This is a genomic window from Nostoc sp. FACHB-110 (assembly GCF_014697425.1).
Lineage (GTDB): Bacteria > Cyanobacteriota > Cyanobacteriia > Cyanobacteriales > Nostocaceae > Nostoc_B.
This window is the reverse complement of sequence record NZ_JACJRU010000065.1, coordinates 1-23953: the sequence shown is the minus strand read 5'-3', so window position 1 is coordinate 23953 and position 23953 is coordinate 1. Positions and strand designations below refer to the sequence as shown.

25 protein-coding genes and 2 pseudogenes are annotated in these 23953 nt (G+C 39.6%); 14 read left to right on the top strand and 13 right to left on the bottom strand.

Annotated elements, in window-relative coordinates; translation table 11 throughout:
* The first annotated feature begins 307 nt into the window (after positions 1–307).
* The 7 genes from H6G69_RS32130 (at position 308) to H6G69_RS32100 (ending at position 4126) form a co-directional block, all read left to right on the top strand.
* A complete protein-coding gene (locus H6G69_RS32130; RefSeq protein ID WP_190693578.1) occupies positions 308–982 on the top strand; it encodes a GIY-YIG nuclease family protein in 675 nt (224 codons plus the stop codon).
* A 197-nt stretch (positions 983–1179) separates the two neighbouring features.
* On the top strand, positions 1180–1551 hold the full coding sequence (locus H6G69_RS32125; protein WP_190693576.1) for a hypothetical protein: 372 nt from the start codon (positions 1180–1182) through the stop codon (positions 1549–1551).
* Between the two features lie 22 nt (positions 1552–1573).
* Complete coding sequence (locus H6G69_RS32120) at positions 1574–2251, top strand: hypothetical protein (protein WP_190693574.1); 678 nt, start codon at positions 1574–1576, stop codon at positions 2249–2251.
* Between the two features lie 58 nt (positions 2252–2309).
* Positions 2310–3146 (top strand): BRO family protein, encoded by an 837-nt coding sequence (locus tag H6G69_RS32115; RefSeq protein ID WP_190693573.1) that lies wholly within the window; start codon positions 2310–2312, stop codon positions 3144–3146.
* 84 nt (positions 3147–3230) lie between these two features.
* Positions 3231–3413: a hypothetical protein gene (locus H6G69_RS32110; RefSeq protein ID WP_190693571.1), complete on the top strand. Its 183-nt coding sequence runs from the start codon at positions 3231–3233 to the stop codon at positions 3411–3413.
* 142 nt (positions 3414–3555) lie between these two features.
* Positions 3556–3918, top strand: coding sequence for a hypothetical protein (locus H6G69_RS32105; RefSeq protein WP_190693570.1), 363 nt, complete (start codon positions 3556–3558; stop codon positions 3916–3918).
* A gap of 64 nt (positions 3919–3982) precedes the next feature.
* Complete coding sequence (locus H6G69_RS32100) at positions 3983–4126, top strand: hypothetical protein (RefSeq protein ID WP_190693568.1); 144 nt, start codon at positions 3983–3985, stop codon at positions 4124–4126.
* 261 nt (positions 4127–4387) lie between these two features.
* Here the strand turns inward: H6G69_RS32100 and H6G69_RS32095 are convergent, their stop codons facing one another.
* Complete coding sequence (locus H6G69_RS32095) at positions 4388–5449, bottom strand: HMA2 domain-containing protein (protein ID WP_190693566.1); 1062 nt, start codon at positions 5447–5449, stop codon at positions 4388–4390.
* 357 nt (positions 5450–5806) lie between these two features.
* Between H6G69_RS32095 and H6G69_RS32090 the strand changes: the two genes are divergently transcribed.
* Entirely contained in the window at positions 5807–6418 is a 612-nt protein-coding gene (locus H6G69_RS32090) for an exopolysaccharide biosynthesis protein (protein ID WP_199336370.1), read from the top strand.
* A 589-nt stretch (positions 6419–7007) separates the two neighbouring features.
* On the opposite strand, the gene H6G69_RS32085 is transcribed toward H6G69_RS32090, so the two are convergent.
* Positions 7008–10046 (bottom strand): response regulator, encoded by a 3039-nt coding sequence (locus H6G69_RS32085; protein WP_190693564.1) that lies wholly within the window; start codon positions 10044–10046, stop codon positions 7008–7010.
* Positions 10043–10522, bottom strand: a complete 480-nt coding sequence (locus tag H6G69_RS32080) for a response regulator (RefSeq protein ID WP_190693562.1) — start codon at positions 10520–10522, stop codon at positions 10043–10045. Before H6G69_RS32080 ends, H6G69_RS32085 begins: the two co-directional genes overlap by 4 nt.
* Before the next feature lie 294 nt (positions 10523–10816).
* On the opposite strand from H6G69_RS32080, the pseudogene H6G69_RS32075 reads away from it, so the two are divergent.
* A pseudogene (locus tag H6G69_RS32075) lies at positions 10817–11959 on the top strand (IS1380 family transposase); the annotation flags it as partial.
* Positions 11960–12198: 239 nt separating this feature from the next.
* Here the strand turns inward: H6G69_RS32075 and H6G69_RS32070 are convergent.
* The 7 genes and pseudogenes from H6G69_RS32070 to H6G69_RS32040 all read right to left on the bottom strand — a co-directional run.
* Positions 12199–12843, bottom strand: a pseudogene (locus H6G69_RS32070) (ParM/StbA family protein); the annotation flags it as partial.
* A 515-nt stretch (positions 12844–13358) separates the two neighbouring features.
* Entirely contained in the window at positions 13359–13874 is a 516-nt protein-coding gene (locus H6G69_RS32065) for a hypothetical protein (protein ID WP_190693561.1), read from the bottom strand.
* A 378-nt stretch (positions 13875–14252) separates the two neighbouring features.
* A complete protein-coding gene (locus tag H6G69_RS32060) occupies positions 14253–15371 on the bottom strand; it encodes a ParB/RepB/Spo0J family partition protein (RefSeq protein ID WP_190693559.1) in 1119 nt (372 codons plus the stop codon).
* 9 nt (positions 15372–15380) lie between these two features.
* Entirely contained in the window at positions 15381–16169 is a 789-nt protein-coding gene (locus H6G69_RS32055; protein ID WP_190693600.1) for a ParA family protein, read from the bottom strand.
* A 172-nt stretch (positions 16170–16341) separates the two neighbouring features.
* Entirely contained in the window at positions 16342–17565 is a 1224-nt protein-coding gene (locus H6G69_RS32050; RefSeq protein WP_190693557.1) for a hypothetical protein, read from the bottom strand.
* 279 nt (positions 17566–17844) lie between these two features.
* Positions 17845–18108 (bottom strand): hypothetical protein, encoded by a 264-nt coding sequence (locus H6G69_RS32045; protein WP_242072260.1) that lies wholly within the window; start codon positions 18106–18108, stop codon positions 17845–17847.
* A gap of 213 nt (positions 18109–18321) precedes the next feature.
* Entirely contained in the window at positions 18322–18582 is a 261-nt protein-coding gene (locus H6G69_RS32040) for a hypothetical protein (RefSeq protein ID WP_190693556.1), read from the bottom strand.
* A gap of 178 nt (positions 18583–18760) precedes the next feature.
* On the opposite strand from H6G69_RS32040, the gene H6G69_RS32035 reads away from it, so the two are divergent.
* Entirely contained in the window at positions 18761–19177 is a 417-nt protein-coding gene (locus H6G69_RS32035; RefSeq protein ID WP_190693554.1) for an ester cyclase, read from the top strand.
* A 10-nt stretch (positions 19178–19187) separates the two neighbouring features.
* On the opposite strand, the gene H6G69_RS32030 is transcribed toward H6G69_RS32035, so the two are convergent.
* Complete coding sequence (locus H6G69_RS32030; protein ID WP_190693552.1) at positions 19188–19496, bottom strand: HNH endonuclease; 309 nt, start codon at positions 19494–19496, stop codon at positions 19188–19190.
* A 125-nt stretch (positions 19497–19621) separates the two neighbouring features.
* Here H6G69_RS32030 and H6G69_RS32025 point away from each other — a divergent pair, with 125 nt between their 5' ends.
* From H6G69_RS32025 to H6G69_RS32015, 3 genes are all read left to right on the top strand, one after another.
* Positions 19622–20248 carry a DNA-3-methyladenine glycosylase gene (locus tag H6G69_RS32025; protein ID WP_190693550.1) on the top strand — a complete coding sequence of 209 codons (627 nt, stop codon included), beginning with the start codon at positions 19622–19624 and terminating at the stop codon, positions 20246–20248.
* Between the two features lie 42 nt (positions 20249–20290).
* On the top strand, positions 20291–20662 hold the full coding sequence (locus H6G69_RS32020) for a hypothetical protein (RefSeq protein WP_190693548.1): 372 nt from the start codon (positions 20291–20293) through the stop codon (positions 20660–20662).
* A gap of 101 nt (positions 20663–20763) precedes the next feature.
* Entirely contained in the window at positions 20764–21207 is a 444-nt protein-coding gene (locus H6G69_RS32015; protein WP_190693546.1) for a hypothetical protein, read from the top strand.
* Positions 21208–21264: 57 nt separating this feature from the next.
* Here H6G69_RS32015 and H6G69_RS32010 read toward each other — a convergent pair whose 3' ends face one another.
* Positions 21265–22467: an FAD-dependent monooxygenase gene (locus tag H6G69_RS32010; protein WP_190693545.1), complete on the bottom strand. Its 1203-nt coding sequence runs from the start codon at positions 22465–22467 to the stop codon at positions 21265–21267.
* A gap of 506 nt (positions 22468–22973) precedes the next feature.
* Between H6G69_RS32010 and H6G69_RS32005 the strand changes: the two genes are divergently transcribed.
* Positions 22974–23171, top strand: coding sequence for a DUF2811 domain-containing protein (locus H6G69_RS32005; protein WP_190693543.1), 198 nt, complete (start codon positions 22974–22976; stop codon positions 23169–23171).
* A 42-nt stretch (positions 23172–23213) separates the two neighbouring features.
* Here the strand turns inward: H6G69_RS32005 and H6G69_RS32000 are convergent, their stop codons facing one another.
* Positions 23214–23897: an amidohydrolase family protein gene (locus tag H6G69_RS32000; protein WP_190693541.1), complete on the bottom strand. Its 684-nt coding sequence runs from the start codon at positions 23895–23897 to the stop codon at positions 23214–23216.
* Positions 23898–23953 lie beyond the last annotated feature (56 nt).

The window sequence follows — 23953 nt, the reverse complement described above, 5'->3', positions numbered from 1 at the left end:
TTGAAGTCAAGAAATACTTAACTCGCAAAGCCATCTTTGAAGCTTTTGGACAATTAAATCTTTATAGCAGAGGTGGCAATTATCAGTTAATAATTACTGGCTTTTATTCTAGAGATTCAAACGAACAAAAATCAGCCATCTCCACTGCTTCTATGATTGAGCAAGATGGGCGCGTACAAGTTTTGTTTATTCAAGAAAACATTTACCATTAACTTAAGAGAATATTCAAATTACTAATATTCAAATATTTAACACAATTATTCTTAATAGAAGTAATCATCAAAAAACTTATAAACAGAGGTTAGGGATGAAACCAGGCTATATCTATTTAATTCACAGTGTGGGTACAAATCGTTTCAAAATAGGGCTGACTATAGCACCCAGGACACCCGAAGATAGGATAAAAGAACTCAATAGCCGTCAAAGTCCTTATCCTTTAAAGCTGATTCACTATGTATTTGTTGCCGATGCTTACACAGTTGAGAAGCAAATGCATCAAGCTTGTAAGCTATTTCAAGTTCATGGTGAATGGTTCGAGTTTTCAGATAATAGCTATATACCACAAGTAATTCAGTTGATGGAATCTAGCAATATTTTACCAAAACAAAATCCTGTATATCAAAATTATCAACAACAGCAACAGAAAAATAATCTTTCTTTTTCTGACGTATGGATAGATTTTCTAGATGAGCTAAATCAACAAGTTGAAATGAACAAAGATATAGAACCAAGGAATCCACAATCATTCAGTGAGAGAAAATTACAAAATAAACCTATGTATACTTATCAGACAAATAATCTACTTAAATACATAAGTGATAATTTTTCGCTTTTTCACATTCTACTCATAATAAGTTCAGGAATTATGTGCCTTTCATTGTTTTTATACTTATTATTTCCCTCAAAAGAAGTTCATAATAATGTTAGAGAATGCCAATGGGATAGTCAGGCAGGATATTGCTGGGACATCAGACGTAAATAAAATATTTTGTTAATTACTTAACTAGTTTATTTAATTACTTGGGCATTTCTGGTGGACTGCGATCGCAATTAACCTCAGTGGCGTTGGTTTCGCCAGATAACGTCCCAGCTTACAGTGCCATGATCGCCACTCAACTTATTCCGAGCGTTCGCCGCTAGGCGTGCCGCAGGTATCGCAAGATTACTTCCACCCAAGTTATGGAGATTGCTGCCTCGTCGCCTGTTGGCCGGGCAGTTTATTACGGCGGTATCAATGAATGGTTTCCTATGCCCTGGTTGAAGAATTTTTCTGGCTATGACCGCGACACTAACAAGTTTATTGATTCTGCACCTAGTAATCAACAATCTACTCAAGTTGAAACTAACTCATTAGGCACACCAACAACCCAAGCTCAACAGATGTTGGCACTGTTAGAAAAAACCACAGCCACTTCAATTGATGAGTTTATTCGTCAGGAATTGAAATTAGACGGAGTTCCGCCAGATTTAATCCGTTTAGGAATCGAAAGGATACTCCAGAATTCTCATCTCAAATATAAGTTTGACGGGTGGAATAGTAATCAAAATTAAAAATTAGTATTGGGAGAAAAATATGCAAACAGTTCTCAATTTTTCGTCATCACTAAAGCATACCTTGATTGTTGGCGCGTACTGTTCTGGCAAAGATTTTTTAGCAGGTTACGCTATTAAAAACATCAAACAGCAGCGACCTTCTCTTAAAGTCTACGTAATTGATATTAAAGGATATCCTACAGAAAGTCACTACTATGCTAATGCTGATTTTTTGCGGATTAAAAACTCTTCTAATGTTGCATCCCAAGAGGATGTAGCGGAGTTAATTTCATGGATACAGCATTGCTTCAATGAGTTTGAATCTCTGGAAGGTGAAAAATTACTTGTCTTATCAGAAAGTACATTAGTTTTTCATTTCTTTGCTAAAAATAAAAGCAATAGAACTTGGCTGTCTAATAAAATCATCAGTTATTTGTGCTTGGGGAATGCTAGTGGTATTTACATTTGGTTAATTGGCCCAAGTTTTAATATTCAAGAAACCTTAATTAGCCGACAGTTTTGGGTATTAATCAACTTGATTCTGATTGTAGGGCAAGAAAATACTACCCTATATCACTACATTCTGGGTACAGATTTTCTCCCCAAAAATTGCCAGCCCAGTGCAGAAAACATAAAGCACATAGCCTCCCAATCTCCTGTTAAAAGAGCCGTCTACTTCAACGGTGAATGGTTGCCTATGCCAAGGCTCGATATTTAAAGATTCTCTTAAAGTCGGTTGAGAAATTTTACGTTCTTTCAAAAGGGAGAGTATTGTTATGTCGAACTTATCAGTTTTCGTTTTTGAGGCTCAAGAAGTGCGTTTTGTGGGTACGCCAGAAAACCCGGAGTGGGTGGCTGCTGATGTGTGTACTTGCCTTGAAATCAGAGCATCAGGAGTTAGTGAAGCTCTTGCTTCTTTAGAAGACGACGAAAAGGGTAACGCTAATGTCGTTACCCCTGGTGGTGAACAAGAAATGCTGACCGTAACTGAGCCTGGGCTGTACCGCCTTATCTTCAAATCTCGTAAACCTGTTGCCAAAAGATTCCAGCGATGGGTTTTTCATGAAGTCCTGCCCTCTTTGCGTCGCACTGGTTCCTACTCCATACCCAAACCTGAGCAGCAGCATAATGGCAGATTAACTCTGGATGAAATACTCTCTTTTGCACAGAAAGTTCTCGTCCCCACAAAGCTAAGTCCTGAACTGCAAACCATTACGGTTGTTCGAGGTTTGCAAGCGATGTATCCCGAAATTGCACCTATGGCTTCGGAACTTGTGGGAGCGATTGGGGAAACTATTGCCACGAGCTTGCGCCATGTTTCTCCGACCACAATTGGTGAGTTATATGCCCAACGCCAAGGACTACCAAAGCCAATCAAACCCCACATTATTAACCGTGTTCTGGAAGAAGCTGGTTTGCAGTACAAAGAAGTCGAATTTAAGACTGATTCTAACGGCAAGCAAACTCACAAAAACATTTGGCATCTCACCGAAGCAGGTAAACAATGGGGTACTGTCAAACTTGACAAAGCCCGTACTCATGACAAAATTGTTGAACACGTTCGTTGGTTGCCCGATGTTTTGACTGTGATTGATTTAAGCCAACAAAGATGAACTTTTGACTTTCTTGAGGATAAATACAGTATTCAAACTGCATTTGTCCTCATCATTTTTATAAGCGTAATAAGGTTGATCAAGATGATTCATTTGACTATAACCAGAATTACTTCTCTACTCAAACAAACCGCTTATGTTGGGCTGGGATTTTTAGTTATGTTGTTGATAACTGGTGGTCGTCCTTCAGGTTTTACCGTAGGGTTGTGTGTAGTTTTGGGGATTGGGTTTGTTGTTTGGAGTGAAAGCAAGAGAAGTATGAAATAATTAATCAGATAAGTCTTAAACTATGGACACAGCAGCAGATTTGTTATTTAGTGGAGGAAGAAGTTGCCTGATGTTAGAGGTCAAGAACCTACATCATTAATTCAAGTATTTGACTCTTTATCTGGTGTAGAAGCACAAGAATATGCCCAAACTCAAGATTCAAGAATATCTTGCTAAATACCAAGAGGAGTTTCCTGATGGAAAGATTAATCGTGAACTCCCTGCACCCACCGATACAATTTCTGTGGTTTGTGATCCCCTTAACTGGCATTGTTATCCAGAAAACGTAGTCAGGATTTATTTATCTAACTACGGGCAAGAGGTTTGGGTCGTGGGCGTAGGCGATTATCAACACCCAACCATTTGTCATAGAGTGTTTGAAGAATTAGACGACGCTTGCAGCTTTATTACTAATCGTCCTGATGAGATTTCAAAGCAATGGCTTGTTGACAATGGATTTGATTTTTTAGAAACTCCCATATCAAAAGCTGAACGTATTAGTTAAGCTTGGCAATCAAGCTATTAAATTTGAATAAAATTGCTTTTTTTAACAACCAAAATTAGAAACTATGAACTCCCAAGACCCAACCGCAAATAATACTAGCGAACAGCCTCATGTAATTGTAGTAGACGAATTCGCTTCTATTGAGAAATCTTTAGAAGGGCATCCACAACGCGAAAGGATTATGGAGAAAATTCAGCAGTATCAATAGAAGCTTTTACGGCAAGGTCGAAATAAAAAAGACTAGGATTTACTTATTAAAAATAAGGTGTACGCTTCCTCAATCAAAATTAAAGGATGCTCGACAGAATCTCTGTCGAGCATCGTCAAATGTAATTTGTACAAGGCTTGTAAATTTCGATAGCTATCCTAACGCTACTTTTGCGTTTACCTCGACATTCATCGGTGCGGTGAAAGCTCATTTCTCGCTTAATTGCTGGTTCTTTGCTCAGTAAACTTTACAAGATTCAATTTAAAGCTGAACATATAGCCATAAATGCTCAGAAGATATTCTGGCGTTTACCTCAACTAATTCCAATAATTCATCTATCCTTTCAGCAGTTAAACCTAACTTCTGAGTTGATTTACGTAGCTTTTCATCTCCCTTCAAATCAAAGAAAAGTTGCTGAATTTTTACACCATTAATTTTGGAGAGAGCATCGTTAATTGTATCTACTAATTGATTTTTAAAAATATGTTCAAAAGCATATTTGATTAGTTTTTTATACCACTTACCATCAGCCCCAGTAATGCTTATTTCAGAGAGACTAACATTGATTATTTCATCTACTAGCTTTACATCAAGTTCTGCTAAACCTACAGCAGTAATTGAAATCCACGGGCTATAATATTTTTTATTAGTGATAGGATTCATAATTAAGGTTTCTCTGAATTGCCCATTGGCTTTACCTTTAATTAATAATCTTCCCTCTTGAAAAAAGGCTTCAAGATTAACTTGAATCTGCTGCAAATCTGTGTCCTTCTCATTTTTCGCTTCAAACTTGTTAAGTTCAGCATTTAGGGGTTGTAGTATATACGGTGCAGGAATCCCAATTTCAAATACTTTCTTTGCTAGATCAACGTTAAAGGGAAATTGATCAATTTCTGCTAACGATTCTTCCGGCATCTGGATTCCCAAAGACTTACTTATTACTTTAGGAATTCCATTTTTAGGTTGCTCAATACTAGGAGGTGCTGCTTTGAGATGGTTATGTTTATCGTTTTTTTCTACTATCGATTCCAGAGACTTAGATGAAAATGACACTCCTGCTTTTATAATATCAGCTTTCTGAATACATCTTCCGATTTTTTTCTCTATGATTTGATTCTCTCTGCCATTTAAATTATATTTAACAATTATTGAAGCGTTAACAGAATTAATTCGGACATCTGTTACTTCCTTGAGAGACATTATAGTTTGCTTTAAATTATTGGCGTAGTTAGCATCTTCTTTAACAAGAGGAACATTAATACGCATCCGTCCAGCAACTGCATGAACTATTTTATAATTGATTTTTTGTAATTGAGTTGTCATAATTACAAGTGCTTTTCTATATTTCAATTATTTGGTGTATAAACCAAAAAAAATAATTCTTATGGCTATGTGCTTTACTCAAAGCTCTTAAACTTTATATTTAAAGTTTCACTTCATACAAAACTTCTGTATTCCTCTTAAAGATAGATAAATACTGCTACGAGCCTGAGAAAATGTTTGAAAAGTATTAAAAGAATCTTTGACTGCTTTCTGTACTAACTAGAAGTGACAGGATTCTCCGCAAATGCTACATAGTGGTCTGAAAACACTCTAGTCAGGTTTCTTCCTTTGGAAGGAAATAACTTGTATCTGAGATTGTTACAATCAAAACCAGATTTTGTCTGGTGGTGAGATAAATTGAATACACAAACACTCTTAGTTGAAAACCCTGAAAGTTCTGACAACGTTCTGCGAATGTCACAAGTGTTGCAACGATTTCTGGAAAAGTATCAAGGTGATGAGGTCAGCCTACGAGATGTATTCAACGAGATGGAGATGGAGAATCGGGCGTTTGCTTCCACACTGCTCATCTGCGCTTTGCCTGAAGCCTTACCTCTGCCAATTGCGGGAATTTCTGCTCTCGTTGCCATGCCCTTAATGCTGGTGTCAGGTCAATTAGTACTCGGATTCCCGAAGCCCTGGCTGCCCGACTGGATACTAGATCATTCCTTTAAACAAGAACATTCTCAGCCAATTATTTCTGGGGTTATACCTTTTCTAGAACAGCTGGAATGCTTTTTTGAACCCCGATGGCCGTTGTTTACCAGCCCAGAAGCCCAACGGTGTGTCGGCGTGATTTTGTTATTACTCGGTTTTATTATTGCACTGCCAATTCCTTTTGGGAATATGCTTCCAGCAATCATCATCGTTTTGATCTGTCTTGGCTTGATTGAAAAAGACGGGCTAATAATTGCAGTTAGTAGTATAGTTGCTGGTATCACTCCAGCACTTCTATTGTTAATCCTTTGACATACTCCCCACCATTCACTGGTCGGGATTCTAGGGCGTGTTTTAAAACTCGATCAAATAATATTGATTTTTTGCGTTTTTACTAATTGTAGTTTTTTGTACTTCTATTTGAAGTGCGGAATATGGGTTAAAATCATGATCTACACTTAAACCCTAAGTTCAGGTATTTTGGTACTGATTTAACTTCATAATTAAAATCAGGATATTCAGTTGAGTAATACGTTAATATTATTTACTCTTTTTATTAGAGAAATTTTCATTCTTTATTTAACAACTTTTATTCACAAAAATCAGAGTGGCTTTCTTATCTGACATAAATTTAGATGTTGATTCTCAAGTACGCCATATCCACAATTTAGTCTTGAGAATAGTGTCTGTTTTGGGTTTGATAAGAGGCAGGGGGCAGGGGGAAAGGTACAAACCAAGCCGAATTGTGGGCAAAAGCCCCCTTGCTCCTTTTTCTCCCTTGGTTGAAGCCCCACCCCTTGTGGGTGGTTTTTCTCCCCTGCTCCCTGCTCCCTGCCCCCTGCACAAGTGCTTCTTCACTCGTGCTGTTCTTTTTATGTTAAGTAATATTTCGCTAACGGGATTAGGATCTTGGCGGCTCCTCGGAGAGATAAGCGGAAATTATCTCTAATAAATTCTTGAGTCTCACAGGCTTGGATAAGTATTCCGTTGCGCCTGCATCTATACATCGTTGTTGATCACCAGGCATTGCTAGAGCTGTTAGTGCAATAATCGGGATGTCACGATTTTTGACATCAGCACGGATTTGCCGAATCGCTTCTAATCCATCCATCTCTGGCATTTGAATATCCATTAAAATGAGATTGAGCTGATGTTGTTTTGCTATTTGCACCGCTTCTCGTCCATTGCGGGCTAGCATTACTAAAAAGTTGTTTGCTTCCAAGTAGCTCATGGTTGTGATGATATTAGCTTCATTATCTTCTGCTAACAGAATTATGGGCTTTTTTGATGATTCCATAGCTGCAATTACCAGGGCAGTTTGTAGGTTTGGCTGTTGTACATTCAAAAAAATCCGGGTCAATGTTTGATAAAACTTTTGTCGGGAGAGAGGTTTTAAAATGTGTTCAGCCGCACCTAACTCCAAACTGCGCGAGCGCTGATCAACTACAGAAATAACTAGAACAGGTATATGCTGGGTTTGAGAATGGGCTTTTAACTTGGTTAATACTTCCCATCCCGAACAGTCAGGAAGCAATAAATCTAGAACTATCACATCTGGCTTGATTCGCAAGGCAACTTGCAATGCACCTTCTCCAATTGGGTGAATTACACTAGTTGCACCCATTTCAGCTAAATAGTGCTTAATTTGACTAGCAGCAGCAGTGGAATCTTCTACTACCAAAACCTGCTGAATCAAAACATCTTTTAGTGATGTGTCCGATACCAAAGGTATTTCATCCTGATCCTCTATGGGATGCCAAGGCAAGATGACAGTAAAGCAACTCCCTTGACCCAACTCGCTTTCAAGTTGAATGCGTCCGCTGTGGAGAGCGACAATGCGCCTTACTAAGGCTAATCCTAACCCTGTGCCTGAGTAACGTCGTGATAGGGAACTGTCTAACTGCACAAATGGTTGAAACAACTTACTCATATCAGCCGCAGCAATCCCAATTCCGTTATCAATCACTCTAAATTCCACAGTCTGTTCAGGCAAATTCATTCTGACTTCCAGCCTGACGCTACCACCTTCGGGGGTAAATTTCACCGCATTGGCTAGCAAATTGACTAATACCTGGAGCAAGAGGCGTTGATCGGCTTCAATTTCTGGGACATTTTCGTCAATTTGACACTCAAGTTGAATTTGTTTGTGTCCGGCTTGTTGTTTCACAAAGTTAAGACTGGATTCACACAGTGGATGAACTGACATAGAAACCAGTTTTAGTTCCATTTTCCCCGATTCAATTTTGGAGAGGTCTAAAATATCGTTAATCAACTCTAGTAAGTGTCGACCACTATGTTCTACTGTTTGTAAAAACTGGCGTTGTCGGTCAGTTAAGCTGCCAAATACCTCTTCCAAGAGTAATTCTGATATTCCCAAAATTGAGTTCAATGGAGTTCGTAACTCGTGACTCATATTGGCCATAAATTCGTCTTTCAGGCGGGCGGCTCTAGCTAATTCTGCATTGGCTAAACTTATACGCTCATTACTACGGCGTAGTTGTTCTTCGGCACGTTTAGGTTCGGTAATATCATTGTTGATTTCTAATATCTTGATCGGGTTGCCTTGTTGATCGCGTTGCAATACCCAGCGGCTAGCAACAATTATAGGTGTGCCATCACGCCGCAAATTCACTAGTTCTCCTTCCCAGTAGTCCTGACTTAACAATTCTGCTTCTACATCTGTCAAGGATGAAGGAAACTGAGTTTGCAATAGTTCATGAGATATCTGTCCGTATACCTCGCCGACAGTCCAGCCATACATTCCCTCTGCGCCTTTGTTCCAAAAGGTAATCCTGCCATCAAGTGCGCGGGTCATGATGCTGTCATGGGCAAGGTCTAAAAGCTGTGCCTGTTCTTCTAAAATTTTCTGGGTGTGCTGTCTCTGCAATAGTTCCTGTTGCAATTGGCTGTTTACCGTTTCCAATTCCACCGTCCGCTCGGTAACTCTTTGCTCTAGAGATTCGTTGGCTTGTTTTAATAAAGCTTTGCCTCGGCTACGCTCTGCTAATTCTTGCTGTGCTTGCTGATATAACTCTGCTTGCCGCAGGGCAATACCCAGATGAGTTGCCAATTCTTTGAGCAAATCGATCTCTATTGCTTGCCACTGTCGAGGTGCTTGACAGTGATGAACAATTAGCATTCCCCATAAATTTTGCTCTTGTAAAATCGGCACGACCAAGTTTGCTCGTACTTCTAAATTCGCCAGTAATTCGACGTGGCAGGGGTCAATGCTGTCATCATAGATATCCGGTTTGACAGTTACCAGTCCTTGGCGAAAAGGATTAATATAGCTTTCGTTTAAACAGGGATCTTGGTAAGAAGTAGATAGAAGAGATGTCCAGCCTGTTGCTACCGATTCTTTTGTCACCCTTCCCCAGCCATCTGACTCCAAGCGAAAAATCAAGACGCGATCGCTGTTGAGAAACTGCCGAATTTGGGTGACAGTGGTTTGCAAAATTTCCTCTAAATCCAGGGTTTGATGGATTTTTTTCGTAATCTCCGCTACTAAATTTTGTCTGTTAATCCGTTGTTGTAGTTCGATGTGTAACTGTACTGTAGTGATCGCTGAGTTAATGGCTAGTTGCAGTCTTTCTGGGGTGATCTGCCCTTTGACTAAATAATCCTGCGCCCCTTTTTTCATTGCCTGCACTGCGATCGCTTCACTACCCTGTCCCGTAACCACAATCACAGGTAAGCGCGGTTGTTGAGTTAGAGATTGCAATCTGTCCAGAAATTCCAGTCCATCCATATCTGGCAAGCGATAATCCAGCAACACAGTATCTGGTTGATACTGCTCCCATAGTTCTAACCCTTCTTCACCCAATGCTACTTCTAGGATGTTGTAGGAGCAATCTTTATCTCCTAACAGGCACCGTTTGTATAGTTCTCGGTCTTCTGAGAAGTCATCCACAATTAAGACAGTGCGCTGTTGCTTGCTCATGATGAATTTTTGGGGGAATCAGGCAGCGTCGTGACTCCAAACCAATAATCTACAAGCATCTGGATGTTTTGCTTCAATTGGGAAAAGTTTATCGGCTTGACAATGTAGCTATTGACTCCGTAGTTGTAGCAATCCAGAATATCTTTCGGGTTATTGGATGTAGTGAAAACAACGACAGGAATGGTTTTTAGATTATCATCCTGTTTTATTCGATGCAATACTTCCCTGCCATCTGTTCCAGGTAGGTTCAGGTCAAGCACAATCATCCCTGGACGAGGCGCAGTCTCAGGCTGAATATACTTCCCGCTGTGATAGAGAAATGCCAATGCCTGCTCGCCATTTACACATCGATAAATCGGCACAAAAATTGGGGAACGCCCTATAAACCGTTCTATAGCTTCAAAGTCTTCATTGCTGTCTTCTACAATCAACAAGGGTGGATTTTGTCTAATAGCAGGGTGGGAAACTTCGCTCATACAATTGCCTCTTTTCTAGAGTGAAGTAAAAAATACTACCTCGAACCGATGTATTTTCCCCCAATTTATATCGATGCTGATCAGATCGGTAAATACTTTCTTGATCTTTGTCAGAAGTTTAATAATTTTATTCTGTTTGAAGTCTCGCCCCAACAATTAATTCATAAATCAAAATCTAGCGAAAATGTTTCATTGCCTGAATCCTCTTGTTCAGAGTAGGTTGAGCCACTAGTAACTTTCTGTTGGGATGCTCCCAAATTGATATCTATGTCATTCAAATCTGACGTATAAACAGCAATATTGGCAGGGAAGAGTACATTAAATCGGCTGGAACATTGTCCTGAAGATGTGGAACAAGGGACAGATAGCCGTTACCATAAAATCGGGCATTCTCCAGAGCAAATTGAAGGCTTATTCGTCAAATTATTTCTAGAATCTTACTCGAAAGAACCACGAGAAATCATTTTAGATTTAGATGTAACAGATGATTTAGTACACGGTTCACAGGAGCAAGTTTTCTTCAATACTTATTATGGAGGATACTGCTATGCTCCACTTTATATATTTTGTGGGAAACACTTATTGGCAGCCAAACTTCGCCCTTCAAACGTAGACCCAGCATTTGGGGCATTATCAGAACTACAAAGAGTGATTAAACAAATACGTCAACAATGGAAGAATGTTGAGATTTTAGTACGAGGAGATAGTGCTTATTCCAGAGACGATATCATGACATGGTGTGAGTCACTAAGGGGAGTTGATTACGTTTTTGGATTGGCGCAAAATAGCCGTTTAATTGGGATGACTACCACGACTCAAAATAGAGCCTCGCTTGAGTTTGAGCAAAAACTATCAACAGTAGTTTCATTCTTAGAAACAGTATTTAAGCCAGATGAACAACTTCCTTCCCTTGCGGAAGATTTGATTAATAATTCAATTTGGTACAAGTCTTTAAACTATCAAACCCGTGAATCTTGGAGCCGTAGTCGTCGTGTTGTTTGTAAGGTTGAATATGGGAAAAAGGTAGCTAAAATTCGTTTTGTTGTAACTTCTTTAGCTACTAATAAAGTACCTCCTAGTCAACTGTATAAACAAAAATATTGTCAGCGCGGGGAGATGGAAAATCGCTTTAAGGAACAACAATTAGAGCTTTTTAGTGATAGAACAAGCACTCATACATTTGCTGGAAACCAATTGCGTTTATGGTTCTCTTCTTTAGCTTACGTTTTGATGAATGCTTTACGCCAAAAATGTTTAACTAAAACTGAATTACAAAATGCTACTGTTGGAACTATTCGTACCAAGTTATTGAAGTTAGGAGCTTTAATTACTGTAAGTACACGCCGTATTTTAATCGCAATTACTAGTTCTTGCCCATACAAACATATCTTTGCTACTGCTCATAGACGCTTAAAAATGCTTCCTAATACTGCTTAAATTGAAGTTAAATTGCCTTTTGCTTATTTCTAATCAATGATACTTTGGGCTTGGGTTAATTCAAGTCTGGTTTTGGAATGCGGGTATTTTATGAACAGAGCATTTTAATTTTACTATTAATAAAAAATAGTAATTATTTTTACTTGGCAACCGCGACTTTATACTTAATTTATCTCTGCGCCTAAATTTTGATTGATGATGTATCAGAAAAAAGCCTTACATCAGGTCATGTAAATTGATTTTTTACTGCTTGTGAGAAATCCGGGATTGAGATGTTTCATTTTTTGGGCAATCTCATCTATGAGAACTTCTACACCTACCGGATAGGGAGTGTGTACTTCTCGTTTGCCTTGGGTATACCTCGAATAAAGCGTTGTACCATTGCCGAAGTCGATCACTGTTAATTTTTTGGGTAGTGCTTGTCCAAACAATGCCCCCATTCCTTCGGGAACAACTTTTAGCACTTCTACCTTAACTTCTGAAGGTTTTCCCGCCAGTGTCGCTTGGTATTCACCGTTGAGGACTTGCGTTAAGTCTTTTGCTAGAGCGACATCATGCAAGCTGACGACTAACTTCAGATGCCAAGCTTTTCGGTGTGGCAAATGTGCTAATGCTCCCAGCAAAGTAGTCAGCGCATTCTTGACTTTGTTTTCATTGCTATCTGTGTTGCGTTCAAAATGATCTCCGGCGCGAAAAGCAGATTCTCCGACTGTGTATGCTGTCCCGTTAAATTCGACACGTCCGGGAACATCTTCCATATCTGCTGTGGAAATGTAGCTGGGAACTCTGACAACTTCAAAACCATCGACTAACAGCTTTAAACTTCCGTAGCCATTGTCAAAGCCGGCTGGGAAAATTTTTTGCAGTGCGTGGATGTTCGTCATGTCGCTTTGCTCCAATTCAAAATTCAAAATTCAAAGTTCACAATTAAAGACAATTATTAGGAAATTAAACTCAGCATTAACTGTGTGTGGCGGGGCAAGACCTCAAAAAATTGATTAATTCGCGCATTATTTTCATTCTTCATTTTTAATTTTTAATTTTGCATTTTGAATTCAAAAAAGTCATTGGGGTTAATTACGGCATAAAATCAGGACTTTTTGAGGATACCCTATTTAGGGGTTATATGACCCCCATTTAGTACCTATTTAGCACCCATCAGGCAATTTTAGCTTTTAGGGGTTATATGACCCCCATTTAGCACCCATTTAAAACTTTAGATTTTTTACCGGGTTTACTTATTTTTAGGAATTTTAAAAAATTCATTTAGTCAGCGAATAAATTTGGATTTTGAATTGAAGCGCAATCCCCTGTGCAGAAGATGGATAATTTTTACTAGAAGGCTTAATTTTCTTTCCCAGACAAGGATTCTCCTTGTTTGGCTTAGTTTGTCAAACGATTACTTGCTAACTGGTTCAGCCTTTTCTATTGAGTCATCATTTAATCCGAAAGTTAATTCCAACGGAATGCGGGACGGGGAGGCCTTCACTACCTGCCGATAAACATCATAATTAGTGGGTAGCGTTTTCTGTTCCTCGCCCACACCATAAGTAATGTGATATTTCACGGTTTTCTGTAGTTCTGGTTTACCTGCCTCTTCTTGAGGTCTTTTGCGTTGCTCTACTTCATCAATGCTTGGGCGTGGTGGTAAAGTCGGCCACCATAGCCCTTGATTGTCGGGGCATTCCACTGCTCCTGCTGGTTTCACTCCATTCCGATTCAGCAATGATGCAGAGCCAAAGCTTTCAATCCTTGGCTGTGGTGCATTAGTTAAGTTATTGGCATACTTTACTTGCCAGGTATAACTGGTAAGTGCTGTCGCTTCGTATTGTTCAACACTAGTAGTACTGCAACTTGCCAGGGTCAGGGCTGTTAGTACAATTAACTGTGTAGTTAAACAGGTTAATTTTGGCATTATATTTCTTTCTAATAATTCTGAATTTAATATCTGTACCATCATTGCTTCCAAAGTTAAGGTATCGCTGTGTCGATAGTACCTTTCCTGTAGCTAATTTGATAGCGGTCTTACCGCAGTTAGTACATTCTACATTTACCGGAGCGATGGAAGGCTTTCCTTTGAACTCTCCTTTTATTGGTTCTTCCCTAAACTCGCTAATTATTCCCTGTTGACAGTGCCAGCATTCAAAAATTACTTGCTTTTCTGGTTTATTGCATCTAAAAACTGGAGATGTTGAAACCTATCTGTTAAATCTGCTTTTGAGTTCGAGGTTTTAGTAGTGTGGGTGGTTTAGACTGCTGCTCCGGGTTAGTAGGGTCAGTATCGCTGTTAAGGTTATTGCTGGCTTAAATTCTCTATTTCAGCTAATTTCTTTTGCAAAAGTACTTTTAGTTCTTGAAGTTGCTCAGTACTTGCATGAATTAATGATGTTTCTGATAAACTACTGATTTTTTGGATTATGGATTTGACTTCTTTGGACTCTGATAATGTTCGTGTTAAATATTTAGCTTTAGTTTGTCTAACAAGTTCTCGTGTTTCTGGAACTGTGAGATTCTCTACTAGAACTTTTTCTGTAATTTTAGTTCGTTCTTTCTGAGCCTCTTCTTCAGATATATCTAAGGCTTTTGCAGATAACGTTGCAAGTGCCAAAGCGTGCGCCCCTTTCAATCCTTTATAGCGAATTGCTTTTTTCAAATCATCTGGTAGGGACAGCATCGGTAAAAGATTAGATTTTACTGAAGCAGGGTTTAATCCTAACTCTAACAATGCTAAAAACAAATTTTGTTCTTCAGCTATTACATTTAGAGTTTCTAATCCTAACTTTTGTTGCTCTAAATCTAAAGCAACTAATTTTGTCAACTCTCTACTCTTACCATCACGCTCTATACGTTTAAGCACAGTTGCTAAGACTGTAGAAATTTCTTCTAAATCTAACTCTGTTGATTTATGTAGTTCTTGAACAATAGCTTCAGCTTTATCTAATGGGTTTAAGTCTTCAAATCCAAGAAAAGTAATTAGGGACGATTGCGTTAAATCTTGAGGCATCGGGACAATAACAGCCCGAATAGACTTCCATCCTAATAGCTTTGCCCCTTCAGTACGCAATTGCCCATCCAGCAGTATGTAACGCCCATTTTCTTGTGCTACAAGAATGATGGGGGTAATCTGTCCATGTTTTTTTAATAGCCGTGCTTTTGCTTGAATCGATTCAACAGTAATTGTTTGTCTTGGTTGATTAGGATTAGGATCGATTAATTCAAGCTCAACTTCCGCTTCTCCTGAATGATGCCGCAGTTTTTCTCGTAACACCTGTAACTCAGCTTCAAGTTCGGGAGCTTGCTTGATTCTTAGTTGTTCTACTTCTGCTTGTAGTTGAGCAATTTTTTTCTCTTGCTCTGTTTTTTGAACTGCCCCTTTAAATTTTTCACCTATTTGTGGTAAAGCTTTCGGCATAAAATTTCCTTATTTACTTTTGATTAATTTAACTACATCATCTGCAATTTGCTTAAAATCTTTACAAGCTGGATGTTTATTTCGATATTTATGCAGAGGTAATCCATGCGCGCTGGCATTTTTAAACTCATTAGAACTACGAATTTTTGGATACAATTTAACATTTAATTGTTCGGCAATTGCTGGCAGTTGTGAATAGTACTGTCTGTGCATTGCTATCGCCTCATCATACATACTTGGAACGAAACCCATAATAGAAGGTTTGGGATCTAGCTGTAGTTCCTCCGATGTATTAATACACCATTCCAGTAACTCCGCAGCACCTGATATTGCCTTCATTTCAAGCTGTATCGGCACTAAAATATTAGTAGCGGCTGCTAAAGCATTTACATTCAGCATCCCCAAAGTAGCTGGACAATCTATAATTACCACATCATGGGGTAAAGGATATTTGTGCAGTCTATCCGCTAATGTATATTCTCCTCGTTTACGAACTACTAAATCATTGCTTGTATCCGCTAGTGATGGATGTCCTTGGCAAACTTCTATTCTTGCCTCATCCCATGCTGATACTAAAACCCAGTCGCCCTTAAAGTCTTTTGCTAAAACCTTGGTCATTGTGTTTTCTGCTTCGACTGCTTCTAAACCACAAAAGACATCTAGCGATCGCTGTGGATCTAAATCTAGCAATGCTACCTTGTGTTTACGCTTACTAACTTCATAAGCTAGATGTACAGATAAAGTACTTTTCCCCACACCGCCAGCATTTGCCAAAACCGCAATAATTACCTGCGCCATTAAAACCTCACCATACATAAATATGGAATTGACTTACAACAATTGCCTTAACGTTCGTGTCTTTAGGCAAATATCATACATTCTTTGTCTGATTGATTTTAGGTTTTAGCAAATATTAATCTCCACATCCATTAAAATGTCGTATTTTAAAATACGACATTTTAATAAGAAATTAAACTTTATAAGCTTTGAGAAAAGCGATCACACTTTGCCAATTAATTGTTTGATTCAGCAAATATTGGGTGAAAGTCTCTTTAAGCCTTCCTAACTCTTCTAATGTAAGTTGCTCTCCCAAACGTTGTGCATAACTCGGTCGAGTACCCTTAGTAGCAAATAAACGCTCCAAGAAAGCACTACTAATGTGCATTTGCGTTGAATTTTGTTCAACTACCATATCTACTGTTAACCCTGTTGATGCAAAAGGATCACGTAAGTCATCAGCATCCCAGTTGAGCATGGGGTCTAATTGATTAGCGTACATCGCTTCTTCTGCATCAACTAATCGTTTGTACAACTGTTTATCTAATGCGTTTGCTGGAAGTAAGCGATATAACCTTTGAGTATAACGTGGTACAGTCTCTGCTAGTACCAGCTTTCCCCCTGTCGGTATTAGTTGAGCTAACGTTTGGGCAGCTTGTAATTTTTCAGGCTCCGACATTAGGGCATTGCGTCCTATGATGCAATCAAACTGCACATTTGCTGCCTCCTGGGCCAATACATCTGACAATCGAGAGATTGGCTCCGTTAGAATCACCGGACGCATCAGTTGGGGTAGGTCTACTGCTTGCTCTTGTAGCGCATTCGCATCGGTATTCGTGCGAACACAAGCATATACTCCACCTTCTGGAACTTGCCGAATCGCTTCCCAAGTTAGTAAACCCGTGCCAGCATTGATATCTAACACTAAGTGATGCCTTTGCAATTTTGCTAAATCAAAAATCCGTTCTCTAACATTTGCTAACTGTGTACCTACTTGTGAAAGTGTTCGCTGTAACCAACGCTCACTAGAGCGATCGCTACTTCCATAGGTCAGAATCTCTAATGGTGCAACAGTGCTACCTTCCATCAGTGCAGCTAGTTGGGCTTCGCGGTGACGCAAAACTTTGGTGCTAATTTCTTTTTCTTTGCCTTGGGCTGATGGTTGATAGAATACTTGCCCTTGCAGACTGGCTGGTAAATATTGTTGTGCTACCCAGTGATCTCGGTAGGCGTGAGGGTAAAGATAACCTTGCCCATGTCCAAATCCTTTCTTATCCCGATTCGCATCCTTCAAATGATTCGGTACTTCTTTCTCTTTTTCTTGCTCTACTGATGCTAGTGCATCAAAAAAGCCAATGATGCTGTTTGACTTCGGCGCAGTTGCTAAATACAGTGTTGCTTGTGCTAGATCCCACATTCCGCAGATGTGACTGATATTATCAGTAATTTTGAAAAATCAAGCCTAGAAGATTTTTATTACTCTAATCTTTTGGGGTTAAATTTACTTTTTTTCCAACAATTATGGAATAGACAATTAAGTTAATTTTCTAGATTCTCCTAATATATTTATTTTCGCAGTCAGTCAAATAATTTATCTAAAATTACCAATGTAAACTTAGCCAATCTTATTATAATCTTCGCTCAAATTCTGATTTATTTAAAAATTATTCTAGCGTTTTCAGTCAAATAACCCAGTTCAAATCATCAGATAGTATTGACGACAACTTTCACCTAAATAAATTAATATTTTTTGACGTTCCTCTGTTAAATTGCTGATTTGTTGCTGTCCATCTACGAACAACAAATGTACAGATTGAAACATCTGAAATATCCACCTCATTGTTGGTTTATTTGTGAATTTCTTCACCTGGTTTCTGATGCTACCATCTGATGTTAATAATGCTTGTCTTAACTTTCTTTGTGCTAGATTATAGACTAACAAGCACAGTCCCATTATCATAGCAATTGCTTCCACTCTTAGGCTTGTCTTACTCCTACGTCCAAGCAAGCTACGCGGTATCGTCTCCCAAAGAGAAGGCATCGCTACGGGTTAACAAAACATCTGTCTAGTAGTACAATTGTTCTCAGAATCAATTCAATTCTCAAATGAAATATACTGAATGCTTCTGGATGAGATCACCAGAAGCATTTTATTTGCTGCGGCAGCGATCGCTCACGAAGACTTCTGAAAATCTGTATCACTTTGATAAACCTTAGCCCTGGGCTTACCTTTCTTGGCAGGTGCAGCTACAGCAGACTTCTTCGGTGGCCCTGGAGGACGGCAGGTTTCGCAGTACAGGGGGCGTGGGCCATAAGTCTCACGAGAGGTCGTCTGCTCACACTGCTTGCAGACGAAGTTGAATACGCGTGTATGTATCTGACGTTTATGCGCTCTGACTGTGTACTCTTTGACTTCAATTGTTTTGCTAGGCATTAGATACCTGTTATTTTCTCTATTTAAATAATAAGTATAAGTTTGAGCTTTTTACTATGTCCAAACCTATGTTTGATTAAACACAGACAATCAAGTTTCAGCAGAAAATTGTCTGGTTAATTACAATTTTAAGCAAGGAATTGCGTGAGTTTTTACCTTTCCTGAAATAGGAGCAATAATGTCTGAGATTGAGAATAACAAAATCATCGCTCAACGCTGGTTTGAACTGATTAGCGAGCATAATGTCGAAGCTATTTGTGCGATGACCGCTTCGACATGGAAATTGCATGGTGGGCCGCCAGAACTAGCGCAAGGGCCAGATGGAGTACGTCAGTTGTTTGGCTCATTTGGAGAAATCAAGCAGACTTGGACAATTGAAGACGTAATTGCCCAAGGTGATAAAGTTGTAGTGCGTGCAACGAATACCTGTACCCAAGAAAGTTTTTTTGGCATTCCGGCGCAAGGTAAGCAACAGACTTTTACAGCTACATTTATTCATCAGATTGTGAATGGAAAAATAATTGAAACTTGGCGAAATGCTGATGACTTGGGACGAATAATTCAACTTGGAGGGCGGATTCAAGCACCATATTAATAGCCCGCTATCAACAAACCTTTCGTTCATCAAACAAAGATAATTGCCCAGGAGAAACGTTGCCACGTCCAAAACGGTGATAATAAAGGTGACAGCCACTGCATAAGCAGACTAAGTTTTCGAGGCGATTGTCACTAGGGTCTCGATTCCAATGATGTACTTGCAGAGTGTAGGCTTTGCGTTGGGATAGGGTTAAATGAGGTGCTTTTTCTTCAGGACGCAAGCATAAGCGATCGCACCGAGTACAACGCCAATTACAAGCATCTTTAAGTGCTATGGCAATTTGTTTCCAGTTAGGTGGATAGACATCCTGACTCATAACAGTATTTTCTGCTGATGAGGCTGATAAATGGTTTGTTAACCACAAAAGCTTACCGCAAAATTAACTTATTTTAAAAGATGATACAGTTTAGAGCGCTCGCTTGAATATGACTGTGGAGAAGAATGGATTACTCAACCGCAATCCAAACACTCAAAAATTCCGATCCAATCTTAGCAAGTGTCATAGAAATAGTAGGAGATTGTCAACTCTACCAAGTCCAACAGACACAAGACTTGCTGTTTTCGTTGTCGAGGTCAATCCTTTACCAGCAATTATCAACTAAAGCCGCCGCCGCTATCCACAGTAGATTTTTGCAGCTTTATCCCCAAAACCTACCAACAGCTTTAGATATCCTGAGTACCCCAGATGAAGTTTTACGCGGTGTAGGTATTTCACGCCCCAAGATTGTGTATTTAAAAGATTTAGCTCAAAAAGCCACAGATGGATTACCGACTGTAGAACAATTGCAGACAATGGATGATGAGGAAATAGTCAAAGCCTTAACACCAATCAAGGGTATTGGGCGTTGGACAGTCCAGATGTTATTGATGTTTCGGCTGCATCGACTGGATGTTTTACCTGTAGATGACTTAGGTATTCGTGCCGCCATTCGCCACCTTTATGGTTTAGCTCAACTCCCTAATAAAAAAACTGTTGAAGATTTAGGGCAGAGGTGGAAACCTTACCGTTCAATTGCTTGTTGGTATCTCTGGCGCAGTCTGGAAATAAAAACAAGTTTAGTTAAGTAACTAAAGTTAAAATTATGCTCATCACAATTACTGGATAATTCTATGGCGGACGTAAGCGGTAATTGGCTTGGAACCTATTGGCAAGATGAAATGCCAACACGATTTGAAGCATCATTGGTACAGAGTGGAAATGCTTTTACAGGTTCTATCCTAGATGATAACTATTTAGGTGAAGCAACAGTTCAGGGTGATGTAATCGGGCGTAGTCTCAGCTTCGTAAAGCGTTATTTAGTAACCTCATACGCACCAGTTACTTACACAGGCACAATCTCCCAAAACGAGGATTATGTGCAGGGTAAGTGGAACATTGGTTCCCGCTATTCTGGCTCATGGGAAGCACGACGAAATGGCGATAATTTGATTATGGATTTACAAACTCGTCTAAAGAAAGAAACTCTGTCAACTACTGCATAAAACACATAACCGAAATATAAGAGCAAGCCTTAACTATTCATAATTAAGGTAGAAAAACCCAAAAACGGTTGAAGTGCGTTAGCTCATAGGAGGCTTAAGGGGTGTGGTTCTGGGAACAAGACTCGATTGAGTACGAAATATTCAAAATATACGAACGAGCGTTAGCCACTCTGGGTGTTAATTTCTCCAACGAAGAAGTCCAAAATGCGCTTGAAGCTTGTACATACGGCTTAGAAGATGCACTCAGAAGTTCTATCAGCTATATGCTGTGGCTACATGAAAATAACAAAGAAATGTTTCCCAACCGGATTTTGGTTAGAGCATTGCAAGAACAATGGAAGCCGATGATCTGGCGTGATGAGTATTTAGAGCTACCTATGTTAGAATCGCCTGGACAGAGGTGGTGGAAGACAGCAGAGAAAATTTGGGGTTACGATGTAAGAAATCGAATGGTTGCTGATGTGTTTTATAATGACGGTGCAGAATTCATCAAGTTTACTAACGGCAAGGAAATAACAGTCGAGACCGTATGGCGTTGGGAATAGGAACGAGTTCTCAAATATGCTAGTAGTTGAGAGTACACAATCAAAATCCTTAAATAACTAAACAGTTAACTCTAATGGCTTGATTCCTTGACGTAACTGAATCTGCCGCAATAGCCAAGACTGGCGAATAAATTGTCGTAGCACAGGCGGTAGTTTACTTACTACCCATCGCAATAATGCACTTTTACCTAATAGTTCAGCTTGCCCTGCTTCTTGAGCTTGAAGTTTTTGCACACGCACAATTTCTGGCTCCCTTTGTGCTTGAATCTGAGGTAAAACTGCATCAATGCTGGAATGCTCTAGCTTTTTCGAGAGCAAGACTGGAACTAAATGGTTGGCGGCAACAATCACATCTCTTAAAGCCATGTTGATCCCCTGGGCGCGAATCGGTGACATCGGATGAGCCGCATCACCCAAAAGCAGTAATCCTGGTTTGTACCAGCGTGGACAACGCCCAACTACCACAGACAACAACACTGGTCGTTCAATTGTGTGCTGATTTTGTTTTATCTGTTCTGCTATACCAGGAGGTGATACGGACAATAGCATCTCCGGCCAATCAACTTGCCGCCAATCACTGCCAGAAACCTCACCCAGCGACCAACCTAATTGCAGATTCCCTTCTGCTCCTTGGAACAAACCAAACGCATGAGTACCATTCACAATTGAATAAAATATATTCTCCAACCCACAATCAGGACTACAGGCTAATTTGAACCACAGAACATCAAAAGTTTTAGAATAATGCTCTAAAGGTAAATTCGCTCGTTGCCGAACAACAGAATTACGACCATCTGCACCAATAACTAAATCAGCGTCAATAGTGCGCTCATCACCCAGTTTGACACCTCTTACCCTTTTGTCATTCCAGAGTAAGTCTTGTACAGGCACACCCTGTATGAATTCAAAATTAGAATAGCTGCTACCTTCGGCGATGAGAGCTTCTAGTAGAGATGGCTGTGAGACAAGCGTTGTTGACCTCTCACCAGTTTCAAATGGTTCCTGTGCGCGAAACAAAAACTGATTGTCGATGAAAAACTCCCACGCATCTAAAGCACGATGAGGAATACTTTCCAAAATGGGCAACAATCCCATTTGTGCAAGGGCATCTAATCCACTTGGCATCAATCCTTCACCGCGAAAAATGCGGTGGAAGTTACGCGATACTTCAACTAATTTCACTTCAATGCCGCGTTTGGCAAACAAAACTGCCAGCGTTGCACCAGTAGGCCCTGCCCCAACAATCACAACTTGAGACATCACTTTATTCTAAAGGCTGAATAACTCCCTTATTAGCTCAAATAGCCTTAAGTTTCACATCTTACCGCAGTATAAAGTTTTTTATTTTTTGTAATTCTTATCATTAGCCTAACTTTTCCGCACTCATTCCACAGCTTTTCCACAGGTACTTTCAGTTTCTCCACAGATAATCGACAGACCCATAGGCTTTAGTTGCATCGCTGGGGATTTTATTTGATAGCTCTGGAAAACTTAAACACTGAGTTTTTATTAAGTAAAGTAACGGAAATCTATCTTAAGCCCTTATGCTGCTGTAAATCTTGATTCTTTCTGTAGTTGTACTTAACATTTCGTAGCATTGACAAAACCACCCCCTCTGGCCGCACAATAATTCGACTAGCTTCTATAGTTCTGTAAGCTACAAAGACTAACTGTATAAACTTGCTTCAGTAGTTGAAGCATATTTGCTTTTAGCTGCCTCATTTAAAGCTAGTTGCTCTGATTGATTTACTAGAAGCCCTCAGCCTATGAACGCAACCGTTAGCATCCTCACAGAGATTCCCGAAACTTTACATGAGTGTCTCAAAGACTACTTACAACAGCACCCTGAATGGGATGAAAACCGGGTATTGACCGCTGCTGTCTCACTGTTTCTGCTACAGAATGCTGACGGCGACCGCCGAGTGGCACAAGTTTATCTAGAGACTTTGTTCCGTTATCACTAATCAGGAACAATCATCATCTATATTCTGAAGAGCTAAATAATCCTACAGACTAGGGCTTGTTTCGTGCGCTGATTGGTAAAGAACTAACGCATTGCTACGCAGAATCTCAACAGAAATTGATTCAGCTTCAGCTACAGTAATATCAGAATCTCTAATTGCTTGCTCTAATACTTCTGCTAAAATTTGGCGACCCCACTTTGCACCCAAATAGTAGAGTTCAGGGATGGAATGAGCATCAGAAGAATACATCAACTTCGTAGTCGGAGCTAATTCTAATAATTGCTGGATTGCTTGTCGCATCCCAGAAACACTTAAAAAAGGGATTGCTAAACCAAAATCTAAATAAACCTGAGGATAGACAGAAGCTAAATAACCAGCCTCTCGCATATAAGGATAAGAAGCGTGTAGCAATACTATTGGTACACTACAAAACTGTGGCGACTCTAGTAAATATCGCAGATTCAGAGGATTAGCTAATCGTAAATCTAAGTCAGGATCTCCATAACCAGTATGAAATTGTACTGGGAAATGGTGTTTAGCAGCTATTGATAATGCCTGTTGTAACAGAAAATCAATCAGGGGTTTATTTGTCAACCGCAAAGGTTGATGGTGCAGTTGTAGCTTGAAATTGTTAAAGTGAACCGCCGCCTCCTCTTGGGCTACGAATTGAATATCTAAGTAGAACAAGGTGAAAAAACCAAACTGTGTAAAGATAAGTAAATACATAAATGTGTCTACTAGGGTAACAGGGGTATGGGCAGCCGTTTAAGGGTATTTCTGAC

Bases quoted from the DNA above. Each gene is read 5' to 3' on its own strand.
- H6G69_RS32130 (WP_190693578.1), top strand. From the start codon at position 308: ATGAAACCAGGCTATATCTATTTAATTCACAGTGTGGGTACAAATCGT.
- H6G69_RS32125 (WP_190693576.1), top strand. From the start codon at position 1,180: ATGGAGATTGCTGCCTCGTCGCCTGTTGGCCGGGCAGTTTATTACGGC.
- H6G69_RS32120 (WP_190693574.1), top strand. From the start codon at position 1,574: ATGCAAACAGTTCTCAATTTTTCGTCATCACTAAAGCATACCTTGATT.
- H6G69_RS32115 (WP_190693573.1), top strand. From the start codon at position 2,310: ATGTCGAACTTATCAGTTTTCGTTTTTGAGGCTCAAGAAGTGCGTTTT.
- H6G69_RS32110 (WP_190693571.1), top strand. From the start codon at position 3,231: ATGATTCATTTGACTATAACCAGAATTACTTCTCTACTCAAACAAACC.
- H6G69_RS32105 (WP_190693570.1), top strand. From the start codon at position 3,556: ATGCCCAAACTCAAGATTCAAGAATATCTTGCTAAATACCAAGAGGAG.
- H6G69_RS32100 (WP_190693568.1), top strand. From the start codon at position 3,983: ATGAACTCCCAAGACCCAACCGCAAATAATACTAGCGAACAGCCTCAT.
- H6G69_RS32095 (WP_190693566.1), bottom strand. From the start codon at position 5,449: ATGACAACTCAATTACAAAAAATCAATTATAAAATAGTTCATGCAGTT.
- H6G69_RS32085 (WP_190693564.1), bottom strand. From the start codon at position 10,046: ATGAGCAAGCAACAGCGCACTGTCTTAATTGTGGATGACTTCTCAGAA.
- H6G69_RS32080 (WP_190693562.1), bottom strand. From the start codon at position 10,522: ATGAGCGAAGTTTCCCACCCTGCTATTAGACAAAATCCACCCTTGTTG.
- H6G69_RS32065 (WP_190693561.1), bottom strand. From the start codon at position 13,874: ATGCCAAAATTAACCTGTTTAACTACACAGTTAATTGTACTAACAGCC.
- H6G69_RS32060 (WP_190693559.1), bottom strand. From the start codon at position 15,371: ATGCCGAAAGCTTTACCACAAATAGGTGAAAAATTTAAAGGGGCAGTT.
- H6G69_RS32055 (WP_190693600.1), bottom strand. From the start codon at position 16,169: ATGGCGCAGGTAATTATTGCGGTTTTGGCAAATGCTGGCGGTGTGGGG.
- H6G69_RS32050 (WP_190693557.1), bottom strand. From the start codon at position 17,565: ATGTGGGATCTAGCACAAGCAACACTGTATTTAGCAACTGCGCCGAAG.
- H6G69_RS32045 (WP_242072260.1), bottom strand. From the start codon at position 18,108: ATGATAATGGGACTGTGCTTGTTAGTCTATAATCTAGCACAAAGAAAG.
- H6G69_RS32040 (WP_190693556.1), bottom strand. From the start codon at position 18,582: ATGCCTAGCAAAACAATTGAAGTCAAAGAGTACACAGTCAGAGCGCAT.
- H6G69_RS32035 (WP_190693554.1), top strand. From the start codon at position 18,761: ATGTCTGAGATTGAGAATAACAAAATCATCGCTCAACGCTGGTTTGAA.
- H6G69_RS32030 (WP_190693552.1), bottom strand. From the start codon at position 19,496: ATGAGTCAGGATGTCTATCCACCTAACTGGAAACAAATTGCCATAGCA.
- H6G69_RS32025 (WP_190693550.1), top strand. From the start codon at position 19,622: ATGGATTACTCAACCGCAATCCAAACACTCAAAAATTCCGATCCAATC.
- H6G69_RS32020 (WP_190693548.1), top strand. From the start codon at position 20,291: ATGGCGGACGTAAGCGGTAATTGGCTTGGAACCTATTGGCAAGATGAA.
- H6G69_RS32010 (WP_190693545.1), bottom strand. From the start codon at position 22,467: ATGTCTCAAGTTGTGATTGTTGGGGCAGGGCCTACTGGTGCAACGCTG.
- H6G69_RS32005 (WP_190693543.1), top strand. From the start codon at position 22,974: ATGAACGCAACCGTTAGCATCCTCACAGAGATTCCCGAAACTTTACAT.
- H6G69_RS32000 (WP_190693541.1), bottom strand. From the start codon at position 23,897: ATGTATTTACTTATCTTTACACAGTTTGGTTTTTTCACCTTGTTCTAC.